The 14,848-nt window shown below is 70.8% G+C and carries 17 protein-coding genes; 1 reads left to right on the top strand and 16 read right to left on the bottom strand.

Annotated features, from left to right (window positions below; all coding sequences use genetic code 11):
- Positions 1-16: 16 nt before the first annotated feature.
- From ACFY93_RS03615 to ACFY93_RS03565, 11 genes are all read right to left on the bottom strand, one after another.
- Positions 17-907, bottom strand: coding sequence for a diacylglycerol kinase (locus ACFY93_RS03615; protein ID WP_391353226.1), 891 nt, complete (start codon positions 905-907; stop codon positions 17-19).
- 29 nt (positions 908-936) lie between these two features.
- Positions 937-1,824 (bottom strand): twin-arginine translocase subunit TatC, encoded by an 888-nt coding sequence (gene tatC / locus ACFY93_RS03610; RefSeq protein WP_391353582.1) that lies wholly within the window; start codon positions 1,822-1,824, stop codon positions 937-939.
- A 92-nt stretch (positions 1,825-1,916) separates the two neighbouring features.
- Positions 1,917-2,204 (bottom strand): Sec-independent protein translocase subunit TatA, encoded by a 288-nt coding sequence (tatA, locus tag ACFY93_RS03605; RefSeq protein ID WP_391353224.1) that lies wholly within the window; start codon positions 2,202-2,204, stop codon positions 1,917-1,919.
- A gap of 237 nt (positions 2,205-2,441) precedes the next feature.
- Positions 2,442-2,636, bottom strand: a complete 195-nt coding sequence (locus ACFY93_RS03600; protein ID WP_391353223.1) for a hypothetical protein — start codon at positions 2,634-2,636, stop codon at positions 2,442-2,444.
- Positions 2,637-2,645: 9 nt separating this feature from the next.
- Positions 2,646-2,906: a hypothetical protein gene (locus ACFY93_RS03595; protein ID WP_391353580.1), complete on the bottom strand. Its 261-nt coding sequence runs from the start codon at positions 2,904-2,906 to the stop codon at positions 2,646-2,648.
- A gap of 35 nt (positions 2,907-2,941) precedes the next feature.
- Entirely contained in the window at positions 2,942-3,955 is a 1,014-nt protein-coding gene (locus ACFY93_RS03590) for a WYL domain-containing protein (RefSeq protein ID WP_391353221.1), read from the bottom strand.
- A 14-nt stretch (positions 3,956-3,969) separates the two neighbouring features.
- On the bottom strand, positions 3,970-4,923 hold the full coding sequence (locus ACFY93_RS03585; RefSeq protein WP_391353220.1) for a WYL domain-containing protein: 954 nt from the start codon (positions 4,921-4,923) through the stop codon (positions 3,970-3,972).
- 134 nt (positions 4,924-5,057) lie between these two features.
- Positions 5,058-5,429 carry an FKBP-type peptidyl-prolyl cis-trans isomerase gene (locus tag ACFY93_RS03580; RefSeq protein WP_391353219.1) on the bottom strand — a complete coding sequence of 124 codons (372 nt, stop codon included), beginning with the start codon at positions 5,427-5,429 and terminating at the stop codon, positions 5,058-5,060.
- 150 nt (positions 5,430-5,579) lie between these two features.
- Positions 5,580-6,578: an FKBP-type peptidyl-prolyl cis-trans isomerase gene (locus ACFY93_RS03575; protein ID WP_391353578.1), complete on the bottom strand. Its 999-nt coding sequence runs from the start codon at positions 6,576-6,578 to the stop codon at positions 5,580-5,582.
- Positions 6,579-6,792: 214 nt separating this feature from the next.
- Positions 6,793-8,154 (bottom strand): Pup--protein ligase, encoded by a 1,362-nt coding sequence (gene pafA / locus ACFY93_RS03570; RefSeq protein ID WP_391353218.1) that lies wholly within the window; start codon positions 8,152-8,154, stop codon positions 6,793-6,795.
- Between the two features lie 9 nt (positions 8,155-8,163).
- Positions 8,164-9,423 (bottom strand): MFS transporter, encoded by a 1,260-nt coding sequence (locus ACFY93_RS03565; RefSeq protein ID WP_391353216.1) that lies wholly within the window; start codon positions 9,421-9,423, stop codon positions 8,164-8,166.
- A 129-nt stretch (positions 9,424-9,552) separates the two neighbouring features.
- On the opposite strand from ACFY93_RS03565, the gene ACFY93_RS03560 reads away from it, so the two are divergent.
- Positions 9,553-10,569, top strand: a complete 1,017-nt coding sequence (locus ACFY93_RS03560) for a substrate-binding domain-containing protein (RefSeq protein WP_391353214.1) — start codon at positions 9,553-9,555, stop codon at positions 10,567-10,569.
- 86 nt (positions 10,570-10,655) lie between these two features.
- On the opposite strand, the gene prcA is transcribed toward ACFY93_RS03560, so the two are convergent.
- The 5 genes from prcA to dop all read right to left on the bottom strand — a co-directional run bounded on the left by prcA (position 10,656) and on the right by dop (position 14,806).
- Positions 10,656-11,402, bottom strand: a complete 747-nt coding sequence (gene prcA, locus ACFY93_RS03555) for a proteasome subunit alpha (protein WP_391353213.1) — start codon at positions 11,400-11,402, stop codon at positions 10,656-10,658.
- A gap of 56 nt (positions 11,403-11,458) precedes the next feature.
- Positions 11,459-12,304, bottom strand: a complete 846-nt coding sequence (gene prcB, locus ACFY93_RS03550; protein WP_391353211.1) for a proteasome subunit beta — start codon at positions 12,302-12,304, stop codon at positions 11,459-11,461.
- On the bottom strand, positions 12,256-12,876 hold the full coding sequence (locus ACFY93_RS03545; protein WP_391353576.1) for an endonuclease domain-containing protein: 621 nt from the start codon (positions 12,874-12,876) through the stop codon (positions 12,256-12,258). The genes prcB and ACFY93_RS03545 overlap by 49 nt, the downstream gene beginning before the upstream one ends.
- A 33-nt stretch (positions 12,877-12,909) precedes the next feature.
- Positions 12,910-13,128, bottom strand: a complete 219-nt coding sequence (locus tag ACFY93_RS03540; RefSeq protein WP_391353210.1) for a ubiquitin-like protein Pup — start codon at positions 13,126-13,128, stop codon at positions 12,910-12,912.
- A 166-nt stretch (positions 13,129-13,294) separates the two neighbouring features.
- A complete protein-coding gene (gene dop / locus ACFY93_RS03535) occupies positions 13,295-14,806 on the bottom strand; it encodes a depupylase/deamidase Dop (protein WP_391353208.1) in 1,512 nt (503 codons plus the stop codon).
- Between the last annotated feature and the right edge of the window lie 42 nt (positions 14,807-14,848).

Raw genomic sequence — 14,848 nt, 5'->3', positions numbered from 1 at the left:
CGTACGAGTGCGCCGGTCAGCGCACCGCGACCCGCACCGCTCCGGGCACGCACTCGGCGGTCAGCGGCAGCGGGCCGATCCGCTCACCGTCCGCGTATCCCGTGATGCCCTCCGCCACCAGTTCGACCTTCGCGGCCCGGTACACGCTCACCTTCGGATGACCGAGGTGGGTGCCCTTGTAGACCTTGGGGAAGACCTTCAGCAGGGTCGCGCGGCCGCAGTCCCCCACCACCGTCACGTCGAAGAGCCCGTCCTCGAGGTCGGCGTCCGCGCAGATCCTCATGCCACCGCCGTACGACGGTCCGTTGCCGACGGCCACGAGCGTGGCCTCGGTCTCCAGGACGGCGCCGTCGTCCAGCGTGATCCGGTACGGGAACGGGGTGAAGGCGGTCAGCTCGGCGAGGATCGCCAGGTCGTACCTCAGCCGCCCGGTGGGCCATCGCATGCGGTTGCCGCGGTCGTTGACCCGCGAGTCGAAGCCGGAGGCGAGAACCGTCCCGAACCAGGTGCCGCCGGCCCGGCCGAGGTCGACGTCCCGCAGCAGACCGCCCTTGAGCGCGTCGGCCACCACGCGGCCCGCGGCCTCGGGGTCGCGCACCGGCAGGTCCAGGGCGCGCGCGAAGTCGTTGCCGGTGCCGACGGCGACCAGCCCCAGCGGGGTACGGGTCCCGGCGACGGCCTGGAGCGCCAGGCTCGCCATGCCGTCGCCACCGACGGCCACCAGGGCGCCCGTGCCGCCCGCGACGGCCTCCCGCGCCCGGCGCAGCGCGTCCCGGGCGTCCTCACCGAGGACGGTCCGCACGGAGAAGCCGGCCGCCCGGAGCGCGGAAGCGGCCGGCTGCGCCGCGCGGGCGCCCCGGCCGCGTCCCGCGGTGGGATTGACGAAGAGGGTGATCTCGCTGGTCACGGCCGGACCTTACAAGGTCACCGGCGCCGTCAGGTCACATCGTCATAACCGTTGACCCGGTCCGGCCCCGCCTGCTCCGGCAGGGCGGCACGGGCGGGCGGCACGGTCTCGATCTCGCCGATGTCCTCGGGGGTGAGATCCAGCTCGGAGGCCTCGTCGTCGTCGAGTGCGGCGTCGGGGTTGCCGCGGCGCCGCCGCCGGTCGTTCATCAAGGAGAACAGCACCGCGAAGAAGTACAGCACCACGATCGGGCCTGACAGAGCGATCATGCCGACCGGGTCCGTGGTCGGGGTCGCGACGGCCCCGAACACGAAAACGCCCATGATGACGCCGCGCCACCAGCTCGCCATACGGGTCCCGGTCACGAGGCCCACGGCGTTGAGCATCACCAGCAGCAGCGGCAGCTCGAAGGCGAGCCCGAAGACCAGCACCATCCGGACCGTGAAGTCCACGACGTCGTCCAGGCCGAGGATGTTGCCGGAGCCTTCCGGGGTGAGGCTGAGCAACACCTGCATGCTGACCGGGATGACCTGGTAGGCCAGAGCCGCGCCACCGACGAACAGCGGGACAGCCAGAACCACGAAGGCGTACGTGTACTTCTTCTCGTTCTTGTGCAGACCCGGGGCGATGAACGCCCAGAGCTGGTACAGCCAGACCGGGCTGGACACGATCACACCCGCCATCAGGCTGACCTTGACGGTCAACGAGAACGGCGCGAGGAGCGTATTGAAGGTCACAACGGCGCAGTTGCCGCCGTTGCTCTCCGCGAGCCCCTTGGCGCACTTCGGCACCGGGTCCGCCAGGAACTGCATCAGCTGCTCGCTGAAGAATGCCGCCACAATGGCGACGACCACGATGGCCAGGACGGCCTTCGCCAGTCTGTTGCGCAGCTCACGAAGGTGCTCCACCAGGGGCATCCGCCCCTCGGGATCCTTCTCCTTCTTGCGGGCAGGCTTGAGCAACCCACGTTCCCATCTCGTGCGGCGGGCCGGAGGTCACCGGCCCTGCGTCAGCGCTTGGTCGAGTCCGTCGGCTCGGTGACCGGCCGGGAGCTGGTCACGTCGCCGGGTGCGGCCTGGATGGTGCGCTGCGACGGGGTCTGCTCGTCGGTGGGGGGCGGGCCCGCCGGGGTGCTGTCCTGGCCGCCCTCCGACTTCATCGCCTTGGCCTCGCTCTTGAGGATGCGCGCGGACTTGCCGAGGGACCGCGCCATGTCCGGAAGCTTCTTCGCGCCGAACAGCAGGATGATGACGACGAGGATGAGAATGATCTCGGGAGCTCCGAGCCTTCCGAACATAAGTCTTTACCTTCTCACCGAGGCGGCAGGGGCGGGGTGCTGTCCGATCGGTCGGACATGTGTCCGATCGTCGTGTCGACAGCGATCGTAACGCGCAGGGGGTAAACGCTGGGCAATCCCTGTGCGTACTCCCGGTCGCGGCCCGCGCCTCGTTATGCGTGCCGCGTTCAGCAGCGTACCTGCCCCCGGTGGCCAGCCGACAGGCCGAAGTGGCTCATCGCACGGTCAGGAACGGACTCATACCTGATCCACGGACTGGGCCACCCCGACCGACGCCCGCTCCAGTTCGTCCGCCGCGCGGTTGATCCGGCGCGCCGAGTCGGACACCTGCCTGCCCAGCCGCTCGGCCTCCACGAACACCCGGACGCCGAGAACGCCCAGCACCACCAGACCCAGAAACCCCACGGCTACCGCCAGCATCGGCCAGAACATGCGTCGAGCCTAGACGCTCGCGTACAGGCGCAGGGTGCGCACCCCGCCCCCGGTGAGAAGTTCGACGATGCGCTCGCCCGCGGGCTTGCGGACCGCCGAGCCGCACTCGGGGCAGGTGAAGGAGTAGAAGGTGGTGCGGCTGCTGGCCCCGATGGCGAGCCTCAGCGCGCTCGCGGCCAGCTCGAAGCGGGCCCGGCAGTCGGGGCAGCCCGCCCTGAACAGCACCGGGGCCACGCGTGACATGCCCGCGAAGGCGGACGCCACCGACATCTCCCGCTCCCGCGTCCCGGACCCGGCGAATCCGCTCACAGCTCCTGCTCCTGCCTGTCGTCCCTTCCGTCCCCCGGGGGCGGTGCGTCGTACGCGGCGAGCGCGTCGCGGGCCGCCTGCCGGGCGCTGTCGGCGAGCGGCCGCGGCGACACGATCCGCCCGTCGCGGCCCAGCCGCAGGGCGAGCCGCCGCAGCGAGGCGGGGTCGGGGGTGCGCAGGGTGATCCGCAGCCCGCCGTCGGGCAGCTCCTCGGCGCTGTCGTGCGGGTAGTACTCGGCGACCCAGCGCCCGCCGGGCCCCACCTCGACGACAACCTCGGGGTCCTCCGCCGCGGGCTGCACCAGCCCCTCCGACAGATCGCGCAGCTCCACCTCGGGCGGCGCGGACGGCTCGTCGAGGATGCGGATCTCGGCGACGCGGTCCAGCCGGAAGGTGCGGCGCGCCTCGGAGCGGCGGCACCAGGCCTCCACATAGGTGTGGCCGACGCTGACCAGCCGGATCGGGTCGATCTCGCGCTCGGTGAGCTCGTCCCGGGCGGGCGAGTAGTAACGGATCCACAGCCGGCGGCGCTCGGAGATCGCCCGGTCGACGTCCGCGAAGACGCCGCCCTCGGACTCGAAGGTCACCGACAGCCGGGCGCTCGCGCCCGCCGCGTCGCCGGAGGCCGTCTCCAGCTTGGCGGTGGCCCGCAGCAGGGCCTGGCGGTCCCCCTCGCGCAGACCGGGCAGCGTGGACACGGCGCGGGCGGCCACCAGCAGGGCGGTGGCCTCGTCGGAGGCGATCCGCAGCGGTTCCGCGACGTCGTCCGGGTTGTGCCACCAGATCCGGTCGCCGTCGGTGTCGATGTCGAGGAGGTCGCCGCCGCGGAAGCTGGTCCCGCACAGCGGCAGCACGTCGAGGTCGGAGATCAGCTCGTCCTCGCTGATGCCGAAGGCCCGGGCGACGTCACCGACCCGGGCGCCGGGGCGCTCGCGCAGATAGGTCACCAGGGAGAGCATCCGCCGCGTCTGGTCGATCGCGCTGGCCGGCCTGGCCGGTTTTCCTGCCACTGTCCCGCGTCCCCTCAGCCTTTGGCCACGGCGCGCAGCCGGTCCACGACGTCCGCCCGCAGCTCAGCGGGCTCCAGCACGACCACGTCGGGCCCGAACTCGACGAGCCAGGCGTCCAGGCCGTGCCCGTACGGAATCTCCAACTCGTCCCAGCCGTCGCCGAGTTCCCGTACGGAGACGGCCTTGGCGCGCAGCGGGTAGCCGGCGCCCGCACGCAGCCGGATCAGCGCGGACCGGTCGGCGCTCTCCCCCGCCCAGCCGGCGACCGTCTCGCGGACGGTGACGACGTCGGGCACCGGCGCGGTGTACTTGCCGGGGCGGGTGCGGACCCTGCCGGTGATCCGGGAGAGCCGGAAGACCCGCTCGGCGCCGCGCTCACGGTCCCAGCCGGCCAGGTACCAGTGACCGCGCCAGCACTCCAGCGCCCACGGTTCGACGAGCCGGGGTTCGGGGCGGGCCGCGGTGGCCTTGCGGTAGTCGAAGGCGACGGGGCGGCGGTCACGGCAGGCCAGCATCAGCGGCTCGAAGGACGCCTCGTGCACGGGGATGCGGGGCTCCAGGGCGCCGTGGGCCTCGTAGGGGTCGAAGTCCTCGGCCATGCCGGCGGCGCGCAGCTTCTGCAGGGCGCCGCTCGCCGCGCCCGCGAGGCGGGCCTGCTGCCACACCTTGGCGGCGAGGCCCAGGGCGGCGGCCTCCTCGGCGTCGAGGGTGATGGGAGGCAGGCGGTTGCTGTCGCGGCGGGCGAGGTATCCGATCTCGCCCTCGACGTTCTCCACCGTCTCGATGACCAGTCCGAGTTCGCGCAGGTCGTCCTTGTCGCGCTCGAACATGCGGTTGAAGCTGTCCTCGGAGTTCGCCTCCAGGTACGCCTCGATGGACTCGCGCAGCTCCCGCTTGCTGAGCGGCCGCCGCGTCCCGAGCAGACACAGCGCCAGGTTCATCAGCCGCTCGGCCTTGGCAATGGCCATCGACGCCCTTCCTATGGTGCTTCCGACCGATGACCGTACCGCTCCGGAGTGTCGCGGCAAAAGCCGAGGGCCCATGCCCCGACGGGCATGGGCCCCGGATGACCGGGTCTGATCACTGTCCGTTCGGACGTCGGTCAGACTCCGAGCAGATCGACCACGAAGATCAGCGTCTCGCCGGGCTTGATGGCCGGGGTCGGGCTCTGGTTGCCGTAGGCGAGGTGGGCCGGGATGGTCAGCTGGCGGCGGCCGCCGACCTTCATGCCCTGCACGCCCTTGTCCCAGCCCGCGATGACGCGGCCGCCACCGAGCGGGAAGCGGAACGGCGTACCGCGGTTCCAGCTCGCGTCGAACTCCTCGCCGGTGGAGAAGGCGACGCCCACGTAGTGGACGGAGACGGTGTCGCCCGCCTTGGCGACGGGTCCCTCACCCTCCCAGATGTCCTTGATCTCGAGGTCCGCCGGGGGCTCGCCGCCCGGGAAGTCGATCTCGGGCTTCTCGATGCTCACGTCTCAGGCTCCTGCTTGTTCGCTGATGGGCAGCGACAGTCTTTCATCCCGCGGCCGTGCCGGACGCCGCGAGCACGCCCGGCGGGGCGGCGGGACCGCGGGGCGGGGCGGCGGGACCGCGGGGCGGGGCGGCGGGCGGCGCGGCGGCGGTCACATCTTGGCGAGGATGTCCACCGTGAAGACCAGCGTGGAGTCCTTCTTGATGCTGCTGCCGCTCGGCGGGTTGTCGCCGTAGCCGAGCTTCGGCGGGACGACGACGAGCACCCGGCTGCCGACCTTCTTGCCGGTGAGCCCCTGCGCCCAGCCCTTGACGACCTGCTGCAGCGAGAACGACGCCAGCTGGTCCCTGCTGTACGTGGAGTCGAACTCCTTGCCGTCCTCCCAGAGCACGCCCTTGTACTGCACGAGGAGGGTGCTGTCCGCCTTCACCTCGTCGCCGTCGCCCTCCAGCACGTACTCGGCGACCAGCTTCGTCGGCGCCTTGCCCTTGGGCACGTCGATGGAGGGCGCCGAGCCGTCGGTCGCGGTGCCGACCCGGGGCAGCGCGGCGTCGTCCTGCGTCACCTTCTTGCCCTTGGCCGAGCTCTTCGCGTTGAAGGCGTCCTCGACGTCGATCACGAAGACGAGGGTGTCCGTCCCCTCGATACCCGCCTGCTTGTTGCCCTCCTTGCCGTAGCCCCAGGTCGGCGGGACCGCCATCTCGACCCGGCTGCCGGCCTTCTTGCCCGCGAGGCCGTAGCGCCAGCCGTCGATGATGCTGCCCTTGGCGAGCTGGATGAGCAGCGGCGTCTTGCGGTCGTAGGAGTTGTCGAAGACCTTCCCCGAGGACCAGATCTGGCCCAGGTAGTTCGCCTGGACGTAGTCGTTCTCGGCGATCGTCCTGCCGCTGCCCGCGATGACCGTCTTCACCGCCAGGTTCTTCGACGGCTCACCGCTGCCCTTGGCGACGGTCGGCTTCTCGCCGAACTTCTTCCCCGCCGTGATGCCCGGCAGCGGGCCGTCGACGATCTTCGGCGGCGGCGCCTCCGAGACGGATGCCGAAGGCGACGGGCTGCCGCTGGACTCGGCGTCGTCCGACTTGTCGTCACCGCATCCGGCGAGCGTGACCAGTCCAGCGGGTACAGCGAGAAGAAGGGAGCGTCGGCGCACGGTGAGGGCCTCGTATCGGTCGATCCAGTGGAATGGCGTCCGCGCCACCTTACTGACGTTTACGGGCGGCCCCGGGATCAGGCCCGCGCCGAATTCAGCCGGACGGCCGGGCGTTGCCCCTCCGGAGGACCGGATCCGGCACACGCGAAGGGCGCCGTACGGGAGACGTACGACGCCCTTCGCGCGCGGTCCCGGGAGGCTCCCGGGCGCCGGCTCACATGCCGGCGATGAGCTTCTCCACCCGGTCGTCCACCGAGCGGAACGGGTCCTTGCACAACACCGTGCGCTGCGCCTGGTCGTTCAGCTTCAGATGCACCCAGTCGACGGTGAAGTCACGGCGCTGTTCCTGCGCGCGCCGGATGAAGTCACCGCGCAGCCGCGCCCGAGTGGTCTGCGGCGGCACCGACTTGCCCTCGAAGATCTTCAGATCGTCGCAGATCCGGGTCGCCTGACCCTTCTTCTCCAGCAGGTAGTAGAGACCCCGACGACGGTGGATGTCGTGGTACGCGAGGTCTATCTGCGCGACCCGCGGATGCGACATCGTCATGTTGTGCTTGGCCCGGTACCGCTCGATGAGCTGGTACTTCATCACCCAGTCGATCTCGGTGCCGATCCGGTCGAGGTCCTCGGCCTCGATCGCGTCGAGCGTCCGGCCCCACAGCTCCAGGACCTGCTCGACGGTGCCCGTGCGGATCCCGCGACGCTCGCAGAAGTCCACGGCCTTCTCGTAGTACTCGCGCTGCACCTCGAGCGCCGAGGCCTCCCGGCCGCTGGCCAGGCGCACCTTGCGGCGGCCCGTGACGTCGTGGCTGACCTCGCGGATCGCCCGGATCGGGTTCTCCAGGGTGAGGTCACGCATCACCGTGCCCGCCTCGATCATGCGCAGCACCAGGTCGGTGGCACCGACCTTGAGCAGCATGGTCGTCTCGGACATGTTCGAGTCGCCGACGATGACGTGCAGCCGGCGGTACCGCTCGGCGTCCGCGTGCGGCTCGTCGCGGGTGTTGATGATCGGCCGGGAGCGCGTCGTCGCGGAGCTGACGCCCTCCCAGATGTGCTCGGCGCGCTGACTGACGCAGTAGACGGCGCCCCGGGGTGTCTGCAGCACCTTTCCGGCACCGCAGAGCAACTGCCTCGTGACGAGGAAGGGGATGAGGATGTCCGCGAGCCGGGAGAACTCCCCGTGCCGGGCGACCAGATAGTTCTCGTGGCACCCGTAGGAGTTACCGGCCGAGTCCGTGTTGTTCTTGAACAGATAGACGTCGCCCGCGATTCCTTCCTCGTGCAGGCGTCGTTCGGCGTCTACCAGGAGTCCTTCCAGAATGCGCTCGCCGGCCTTGTCGTGGGTGACCAGTTCCGTCACGTTGTCACATTCGGGTGTCGCGTATTCCGGATGTGATCCCACGTCGAGATAGAGGCGGGCGCCGTTGCGCAGGAAGACGTTACTGCTGCGGCCCCATGACACGACACGGCGGAAGAGGTACCGCGCCACCTCGTCGGGAGACAGGCGCCGCTGTCCCCTGAACGTACACGTGACGCCGTACTCGTTCTCCAGCCCGAAAATGCGGCGGTCCATGACTGAACATTACGCCCGATCACCCGAGCTGAAACGGGGTTGGACGGCACGGTTCGGATCATTTTCCTTTGACGCCGCAACCACCGCGCCGTCCCCGGTGGCCGCGAGAACCCGTCCGGTGGCCAGCAGGACGAGCAACGAGACGGCACCCGCGCACCCCGGCACGGCGAAGCCCCAGCGCGTCCCGCCCCACTCGACCACCGGACCCGCGAGCGCCGTCCCCAGGGAGGCGCCCACGGTGAAGGTGGTCACCAGCCACGAGAACGCCTCGGTGACCGTCCCGGCCGGCGCGTGCCGGTCCACGATGATGAACGCGCAGGCGATGCAGGGGGCCAGGAAGACGCCGGCCAGCGCGCTCAGCGCCGTCATCGCGGCCACGCCGGGCACCAGCGTCAGCGGGAGGTAACACACCGCCAGCAGTGCCACCAGCACCCGCAGTCGCCGCTCCGGCGCCCCCGCCCATCGCCGCGCCCCGTAGACGGTGCCGCCGGCCAGGGCGCCGAGGCCGAGCGCCGCCATCAGCCAGCCGTACACCGCGTCCCCGCCGTTGCCGTCCGCGTACGACACCGCGGCGACCGCGATGGAGCCCAGCGCCATGCCGATGAACAGGAACGCCGCGAGCAGCGCCAGAAGACCCGTGGAGCGCAGGGCGCCCAGCCAGTGCGCCTCGCGGGGCTCCGACCGCCAGGCGCGCGCGGGCGGTGAGAGGACCACCGACAGGGCCCCCAGCACCCCGATCACGTTGAGTACGAGGAGCGCGGCCCTCGCCGACCAGAGCGACGCGCACAGCGTCACCAGCAAGGGCCCGACGGTGAACATGACCTCCTGCGCGACCGCGTCCATCGCGTAGGCCGTGTGCACCTGGTCCTGTCTGCGCAGCACGGAGGGCCACAGGGCCCTCAGGCCGCCCTCCAGCGGCGGTGTGAACAGTCCGGCGACCGCCACGAAGGCGTGGGCGAGCGGCAGCGGGTCCGTGCCCGTCCAGGCGAAGAGGGCCATGCCGAGCGCGGAGACCAGCGCGGCGGGAAGCTGGATCCTCGGCTGCCCGTACAGGTCCACCAGGCGCCCCAGCAGCGGCTGGCCGACCGCGTTCGCCACCCCGTACACCGCGGCGAGCGCTCCCGCGAGGCTGTACGTCCCGCCCTCGGCGCGGACGAACAGCACGATCGCGATCGCGGCGACCGCGTTGGGCAGCCGGCCCACCAGGGTGCCGGTCAGCAGCCGGGCGGCGTGCTTCGCCCTGAGGATCTCCGCATAGCCCGAGGCCATGTCCTCCGCCTCCTTCCGCCGGCAGCCGCCCGGGGCGGTCTCCCGCCTCCCTCTGGTTTTACGTATAACGTCCCTCGTCATACGTACCATGTGGCCAGCCCACGCGTCCAGACGAAGGAGCAGCCGCCGGTGGCCCGAGCAAGCACGCGCCCCACCAGCCGAGACGTCGCCCACGCCGCCGGTGTCTCCCAGGCCGCCGTGTCCCTCGTCCTCGGCGGCAAATGGCGCGGACGCGTCTCCGAGCAGACCGCCGAGCGCGTACGGGAGGCCGCGCACCGCCTCGGCTACCGGCCCAACCTCGCCGCCCGCAACCTGCGCCTGGGCCGCACCCGTACCGTCCTGCTCGTCGTCCCGGCGCTCACCACGGAGTTCTTCGCCGGCGTCTACACCGGCGCCGCCCGCGTCGCCGCCGAGCACGGCTTCGGCGTCGTCCTCTACCCCTCGCCCCAGGGCATCGGCCCCGCCCGCGACCCGTTCGGCTCCGCGCAGGCCGCCCTCGACGGGGTCATCGCCTCCTCCATGGCGGCCGACGCCCTCACCGCCATCCGCGGCGACCAGCTCCCCCTCGTCATGCTCGACAGCGACCCCGCGGGCAGCCTCGGCGCCGCGACCGTCAACCTCGACATCGCCGACGGCGTGCGCCAGGTCACCGAGCACCTGCTCGGCCTCGGCCACCGGCGGTTCCTGCACCTCGCCGCCGACGTCTCGTCCTGGACCTTCGACATCCGCGCGCGCGGGCTCGACGCCCGCCTCGGCGCGGTGCCGGGCACGGACGTCCGCCGGGCCCGCGCGCCGCTGACCATCGAGGGCGCGCTCGCCGCCGCGCAGACCGCCCTCACCGCGCCCGGCCCCCGGCCCACCGCGGTCGTCTGCGACGACGACAACCTCGCCGCCGGCGCCTACAAGGCAGCCCGGCGGCTCGGCCTGCGCGTCCCCGACGACCTCTCCGTCACCGGCCTCGACGACCTCGCCCTCGCCCGGGCGATCGACCCCGAGCTCACCACCGTCCGCCTCGACGCCGAGCTCTTCGGCGACCGCGGCATGCGGGCCCTCCTCGCCGTCCTGGAGGACCGCACGCCCCCGGCGGGGGACATCCCCGTCCACCTCGTCGTACGCGGCTCCACGGCGCCGCCGCCGGCGATCTAGGGCCCTTCCCGGACGCGACGCGCCCCGGCCGTCGTGGCCGGGGCGCGGGTCGCACCGCCCGGCGGGTCATCCACCGAGCGGACGGCTCACTCCTCGTCCTCGGTGTCCTCCGCCTCGGCCGCCGTCGAGGCCCCGCCGGCCTCCAGCAGACGCCCCAGCTGGCGGCCCACGATCCGCTTGAACTTGCGCTGCTGCGGACGCGTACGGTCCAGCACCGCGACCTCCAGGCGCTCGGCGGGAATCTCCCGCTCACCGCCGTTCGGCTCCCGCGACAGCGCCTGCACGGCCAGCTTCAGCGCCTCCGCCAGCGTCATGCCGTCCTGGTGGCGCTGGTCGAGATAGCCGCTGATCTGCTCGGCGTTGCCGCCGACCGCGACCGAGCCGTGCTCGTCCACGATCGATCCGTCGTGCGGCAGCCGGTAGATCTGGTCGCCCTCCGGAGTCTCCCCCACCTCGGCGACCACGAGCTCCACCTCGTACGGCTTCTCCGCCGCACTGGAGAAGATCGTGCCCAGCGTCTGCGCGTAGACGTTCGCCAGGCCACGCGCCGTGACGTCGTCGCGGTCGTACGTGTAGCCCCTGAGATCCGCGTACCGCACACCGCCGATCCGCAGGTTCTCGTACTCGTTGTACTTGCCGGCGGCCGCGAAACCGATCCGGTCGTAGATCTCGCTGAACTTGTGCAGCGCGCGGGACGGGTTCTCGCCGACGAACACGATGCCGTCGGCATACTGCAGCACGACCAGGCTCCGGCCGCGCGCGATGCCCTTGCGGGCGTACTCCGCCCGGTCGGCCATCGCCTGCTGGGGTGACACATAGAACGGCGTCGACACCGGTTATCCATCCCTTTCTGGAGAAGTCACGGGGTCACTCACAAGAGGGGACGGGGTCAGAGCAGCGCGGCACGCGGGCCGTCGGGCTGCTCCATACGCCGCTCCAGGATCGCGCGGGCGATCTCGGAGGACTCGGCGTCGGTGAGCCTGCGGAATCCCTCATCGGTGATCACGGTGACGATCGGGTAGATCCGGCGGGCCACGTCCGGGCCGCCCGTCGCCGAGTCGTCGTCGGCGGCGTCGTACAGGGCCTGCACGACCAGCGTCGTCGCCTGCTCCTCGGACAGATCCTTGGTGTACAGCTTCTTCATCGCGCCCCGGGCGAAGATCGAACCGGAGCCCGTCGCGGCGAATCCGTGCTCCTCGGAGCGGCCGCCGGTCACGTCGTACGAGAAGATCCGGCCCCGCTCGCGGTCCACGTCGTACCCCGCGAACAGCGGCACGACGGCCAGGCCCTGCATGGCCATGCCCAGGTTCGACCGGATCATCGTGGAGAGCCGGTTCGCCTTGCCCTCCAGGGAGAGCGTGGCGCCCTCCACCTTCTCGAAGTGCTCCAGCTCCAGCTGGAACAGCTTCACCATCTCCACGGCCAGACCCGCCGTACCGGCGATGCCCACCGCCGAGTACTCGTCCGCCGGGAAGACCTTCTCGATGTCGCGCTGTGCGATGACGTTGCCCATGGTGGCCCGGCGGTCACCTGCGAGCACCACGCCCCCGGGGAACGTGGCGGCCACGATGGTCGTGCCGTGCGGCGCCTCGATCGCCCCCGCCACCGGCGGCAACGTGCGGTTGCCGGGGAGCATTTCGGGCTGGTGCACGGACAGGAAGTCCACGAAGGACGACGACCCGGGCGTCAGGAAGGCAGCTGGTAGACGCCCGGTGCTACGAGTGTTGGCTTCCACGCGATTCCTTCCACGTATGCGGCAGCCCGCCTTATGGCATCGGGCCGATCCTTGAACTGCCCCAGTGCGGCATTGCAGCTGAAGCACAGTACGCCTCGGACCCTACCCGTCTCGTGGCAGTGATCCACATGCTCGGGCACAGTCGCCAAACAGATGCAGCAGACCCCCGCCTGAGAGGCGATCAACTCGTCACGCTCGGCTTCGGTGATGCCGTACTGGCGCTTCAGATGGCCCTGCCGGCCCTGGATCGCCCGGCAGGCCTTGCAGCGCGTCGAGAGGCCGTCGGACGCCGTCGCGTTGCGGTGCCACTCGCTGTGCGGCTTCACCTCTCCACAGGTCCGGCACAGCTTGTAGCCCTCTGGAATCTCGACCTTCTCGCGGACCGACTTCCCGAGCGCCTCCCGGCGGCGCCGATAGTGCGCGGCGCTGTACTCCGCCACGCACTCTCGGCAATCCACCTGGAGGCCGTCTCTCCGGTTCTTGTCCCGCGCAAATGCGGCACGAGGCAGTTCGCGCTTGCATTTCCTGCATCGCTTCGCATCCGGCTCGCCGGCCACCACGCCCCCCGCCATTTTCACTTCGAAGGTGACGCGCCACAGCGGCCTTTACTCTCCACCTTTTTGCACGAAGCTTCGCACGAAATCCTCTGCATTTTCCTCGAGTACGTCATCGATCTCGTCCAGCACCGAGTCGACGTCGTCGCTCAGCTTCTCCTGGCGTTCCTTGAGGTCGTCGGTCGCCTGGGCTTCCTGCGTCTGCTCCTCGGCCTCCTCGGTGGAACGCGTGGCCTTCTGCTGCCCGCCGCCGGTGTCCTTGGTCGCCATAACCCTCACCCCGCTCGGTTCGACGTTCTTGATCAGACCCTACAAGCAGGGTCCGACATCGGCCCCGCAGTTGTCACAACGTGCGGGGGCCACCTCGATGATTCCCGGACGCGGCCCCTTTGCACCCCGCCCGGGGTTTCTCGCCGCCCCGGCCGCCCCGGCCGGCTCAGCCGCCCGACAGGACCCTGACCAGGTCGTCCGCGGTGCGGCAGCGGTCCAGGAGCTCCTTGACATGATTACGCGTTCCGCGAAGCGGCTCGAGGGTTGGCACCCGCTGGAGGGAGTCCCGGCCCGGCAGGTCGAAGATGACCGAGTCCCAGGAGGCCGCCGCCACGTCGTCCGCGTACTGCTCGAGGCAGCGCCCGCGGAAGTAGGCGCGGGTGTCCTCCGGCGGCTGCGTACGGGCCCGCTCGACGTCGGCCTCGTCCAGCAGGCGCTTGATCCTCCCGCGGGCCGCCAGCCGGTTGTACAGGCCCTTGTCGGCCCGTACGTCGGCGTACTGGAGGTCGACGAGGTGGAGCCGGGCGGCGTCCCAGTCGAGTCCGTCACGGCGCCTGTAGCCCTCCATGAGCTCCCGCTTGGCCACCCAGTCCAGCTCCCCGGCCAGACTCATCGGATCGCTCTCCAGACGGCCCAGGACGTCCTCCCAGCGGGCCAGCACGTCCTTGGTCTGGTCGTCCGCGTCCACGCCGTACCGCTCCTCGACGTATTTGCGGGCGAGCTCGAAGTACTCCATCTGGAGCTGGACCGCGGTCAGTGTGCGTCCGCTGCGCAGGGTGATGAGGTGCTGGAGCCCGGGGTCGTGCGAGACCTGGTGGAGCGTGCGCACGGGCTGGTCGACGGCGAGGTCGACGGCGATGAAGCCGTCCTCGATCATGGACAGGACCAGGGCCGTCGTGCCCAGCTTCAGATAGGTCGAGATCTCGGACAGGTTGGCGTCGCCGATGATGACGTGCAGCCTGCGGTACTTCTCCGCGTCCGCGTGCGGTTCGTCCCGGGTGTTGATGATCGGCCGTTTGAGGGTGGTCTCCAGTCCGACCTCGACCTCGAAGTAGTCGGCGCGCTGACTGAGCTGGAAGCCGTGCTCGTGGCCGTCCTGGCCGATACCGACCCGTCCGGCGCCGGTGACGACCTGGCGGGAGACGAAGAAGGGCGTCAGGTGGCGCACGATGTCCGAGAAGGGCGTCTCCCGCTTCATCAGGTAGTTCTCGTGCGTGCCGTAGGAGGCGCCCTTGTTGTCGGTGTTGTTCTTGTAGAGGTGGATCGGCTGGGCGCCGGGGAGCTGGGCGGCGCGCTCGGCGGCCTCGGCCATGATGCGCTCGCCGGCCTTGTCCCAGAGCACGGCGTCGAGGGGGTTGGTGACCTCGGGGGCGCTGTACTCGGGGTGCGCGTGGTCCACGTAGAGCCGCGCGCCGTTGGTCAGGATGACGTTGGCGAGGCCGATGTCCTCGTCGGTGAGCTGACTGTTGTCCGCCGCCTCGCGGGCGAGGTCGAAGCCCCGCGCGTCACGCAGCGGGTTCTCCTCCTCGAAGTCCCAGCGGGCGCGGCGCGCCCGGTGAATCGCCGCCGCGTAGGCGTTGACGATCTGGGACGAGGTGAGCATGGCATTGGCGTTCGGGTGGCCGGGGACGGAGATCCCGTACTCCGTCTCGATGCCCATTACTCGCCGTACGGTCATGCGGCCCTCCTTGCCCGGCGGCGCCCTCGGTCGGGGGCGCTG

Source organism: Streptomyces sp. NPDC008313 (assembly GCF_042956125.1).
Classification (GTDB): Bacteria; Actinomycetota; Actinomycetes; order Streptomycetales; family Streptomycetaceae; genus Streptomyces.
This window is presented reverse-complemented; position numbering and strand designations above follow the sequence as displayed.

Bases quoted from the DNA above. Each gene is read 5' to 3' on its own strand.
- ACFY93_RS03545 (WP_391353576.1), bottom strand. From the start codon at position 12,876: ATGGCGGGGGGCGTGGTGGCCGGCGAGCCGGATGCGAAGCGATGCAGG.
- tatA (WP_391353224.1), bottom strand. From the start codon at position 2,204: ATGTTCGGAAGGCTCGGAGCTCCCGAGATCATTCTCATCCTCGTCGTC.
- pafA (WP_391353218.1), bottom strand. From the start codon at position 8,154: ATGGACCGCCGCATTTTCGGGCTGGAGAACGAGTACGGCGTCACGTGT.
- ACFY93_RS03585 (WP_391353220.1), bottom strand. From the start codon at position 4,923: ATGGCCATTGCCAAGGCCGAGCGGCTGATGAACCTGGCGCTGTGTCTG.
- dop (WP_391353208.1), bottom strand. From the start codon at position 14,806: ATGACCGTACGGCGAGTAATGGGCATCGAGACGGAGTACGGGATCTCC.
- tatC (WP_391353582.1), bottom strand. From the start codon at position 1,824: ATGCCCCTGGTGGAGCACCTTCGTGAGCTGCGCAACAGACTGGCGAAG.
- ACFY93_RS03595 (WP_391353580.1), bottom strand. From the start codon at position 2,906: ATGTCGGTGGCGTCCGCCTTCGCGGGCATGTCACGCGTGGCCCCGGTG.
- ACFY93_RS03565 (WP_391353216.1), bottom strand. From the start codon at position 9,423: ATGGCCTCGGGCTATGCGGAGATCCTCAGGGCGAAGCACGCCGCCCGG.
- ACFY93_RS03600 (WP_391353223.1), bottom strand. From the start codon at position 2,636: ATGTTCTGGCCGATGCTGGCGGTAGCCGTGGGGTTTCTGGGTCTGGTG.
- ACFY93_RS03540 (WP_391353210.1), bottom strand. From the start codon at position 13,128: ATGGCGACCAAGGACACCGGCGGCGGGCAGCAGAAGGCCACGCGTTCC.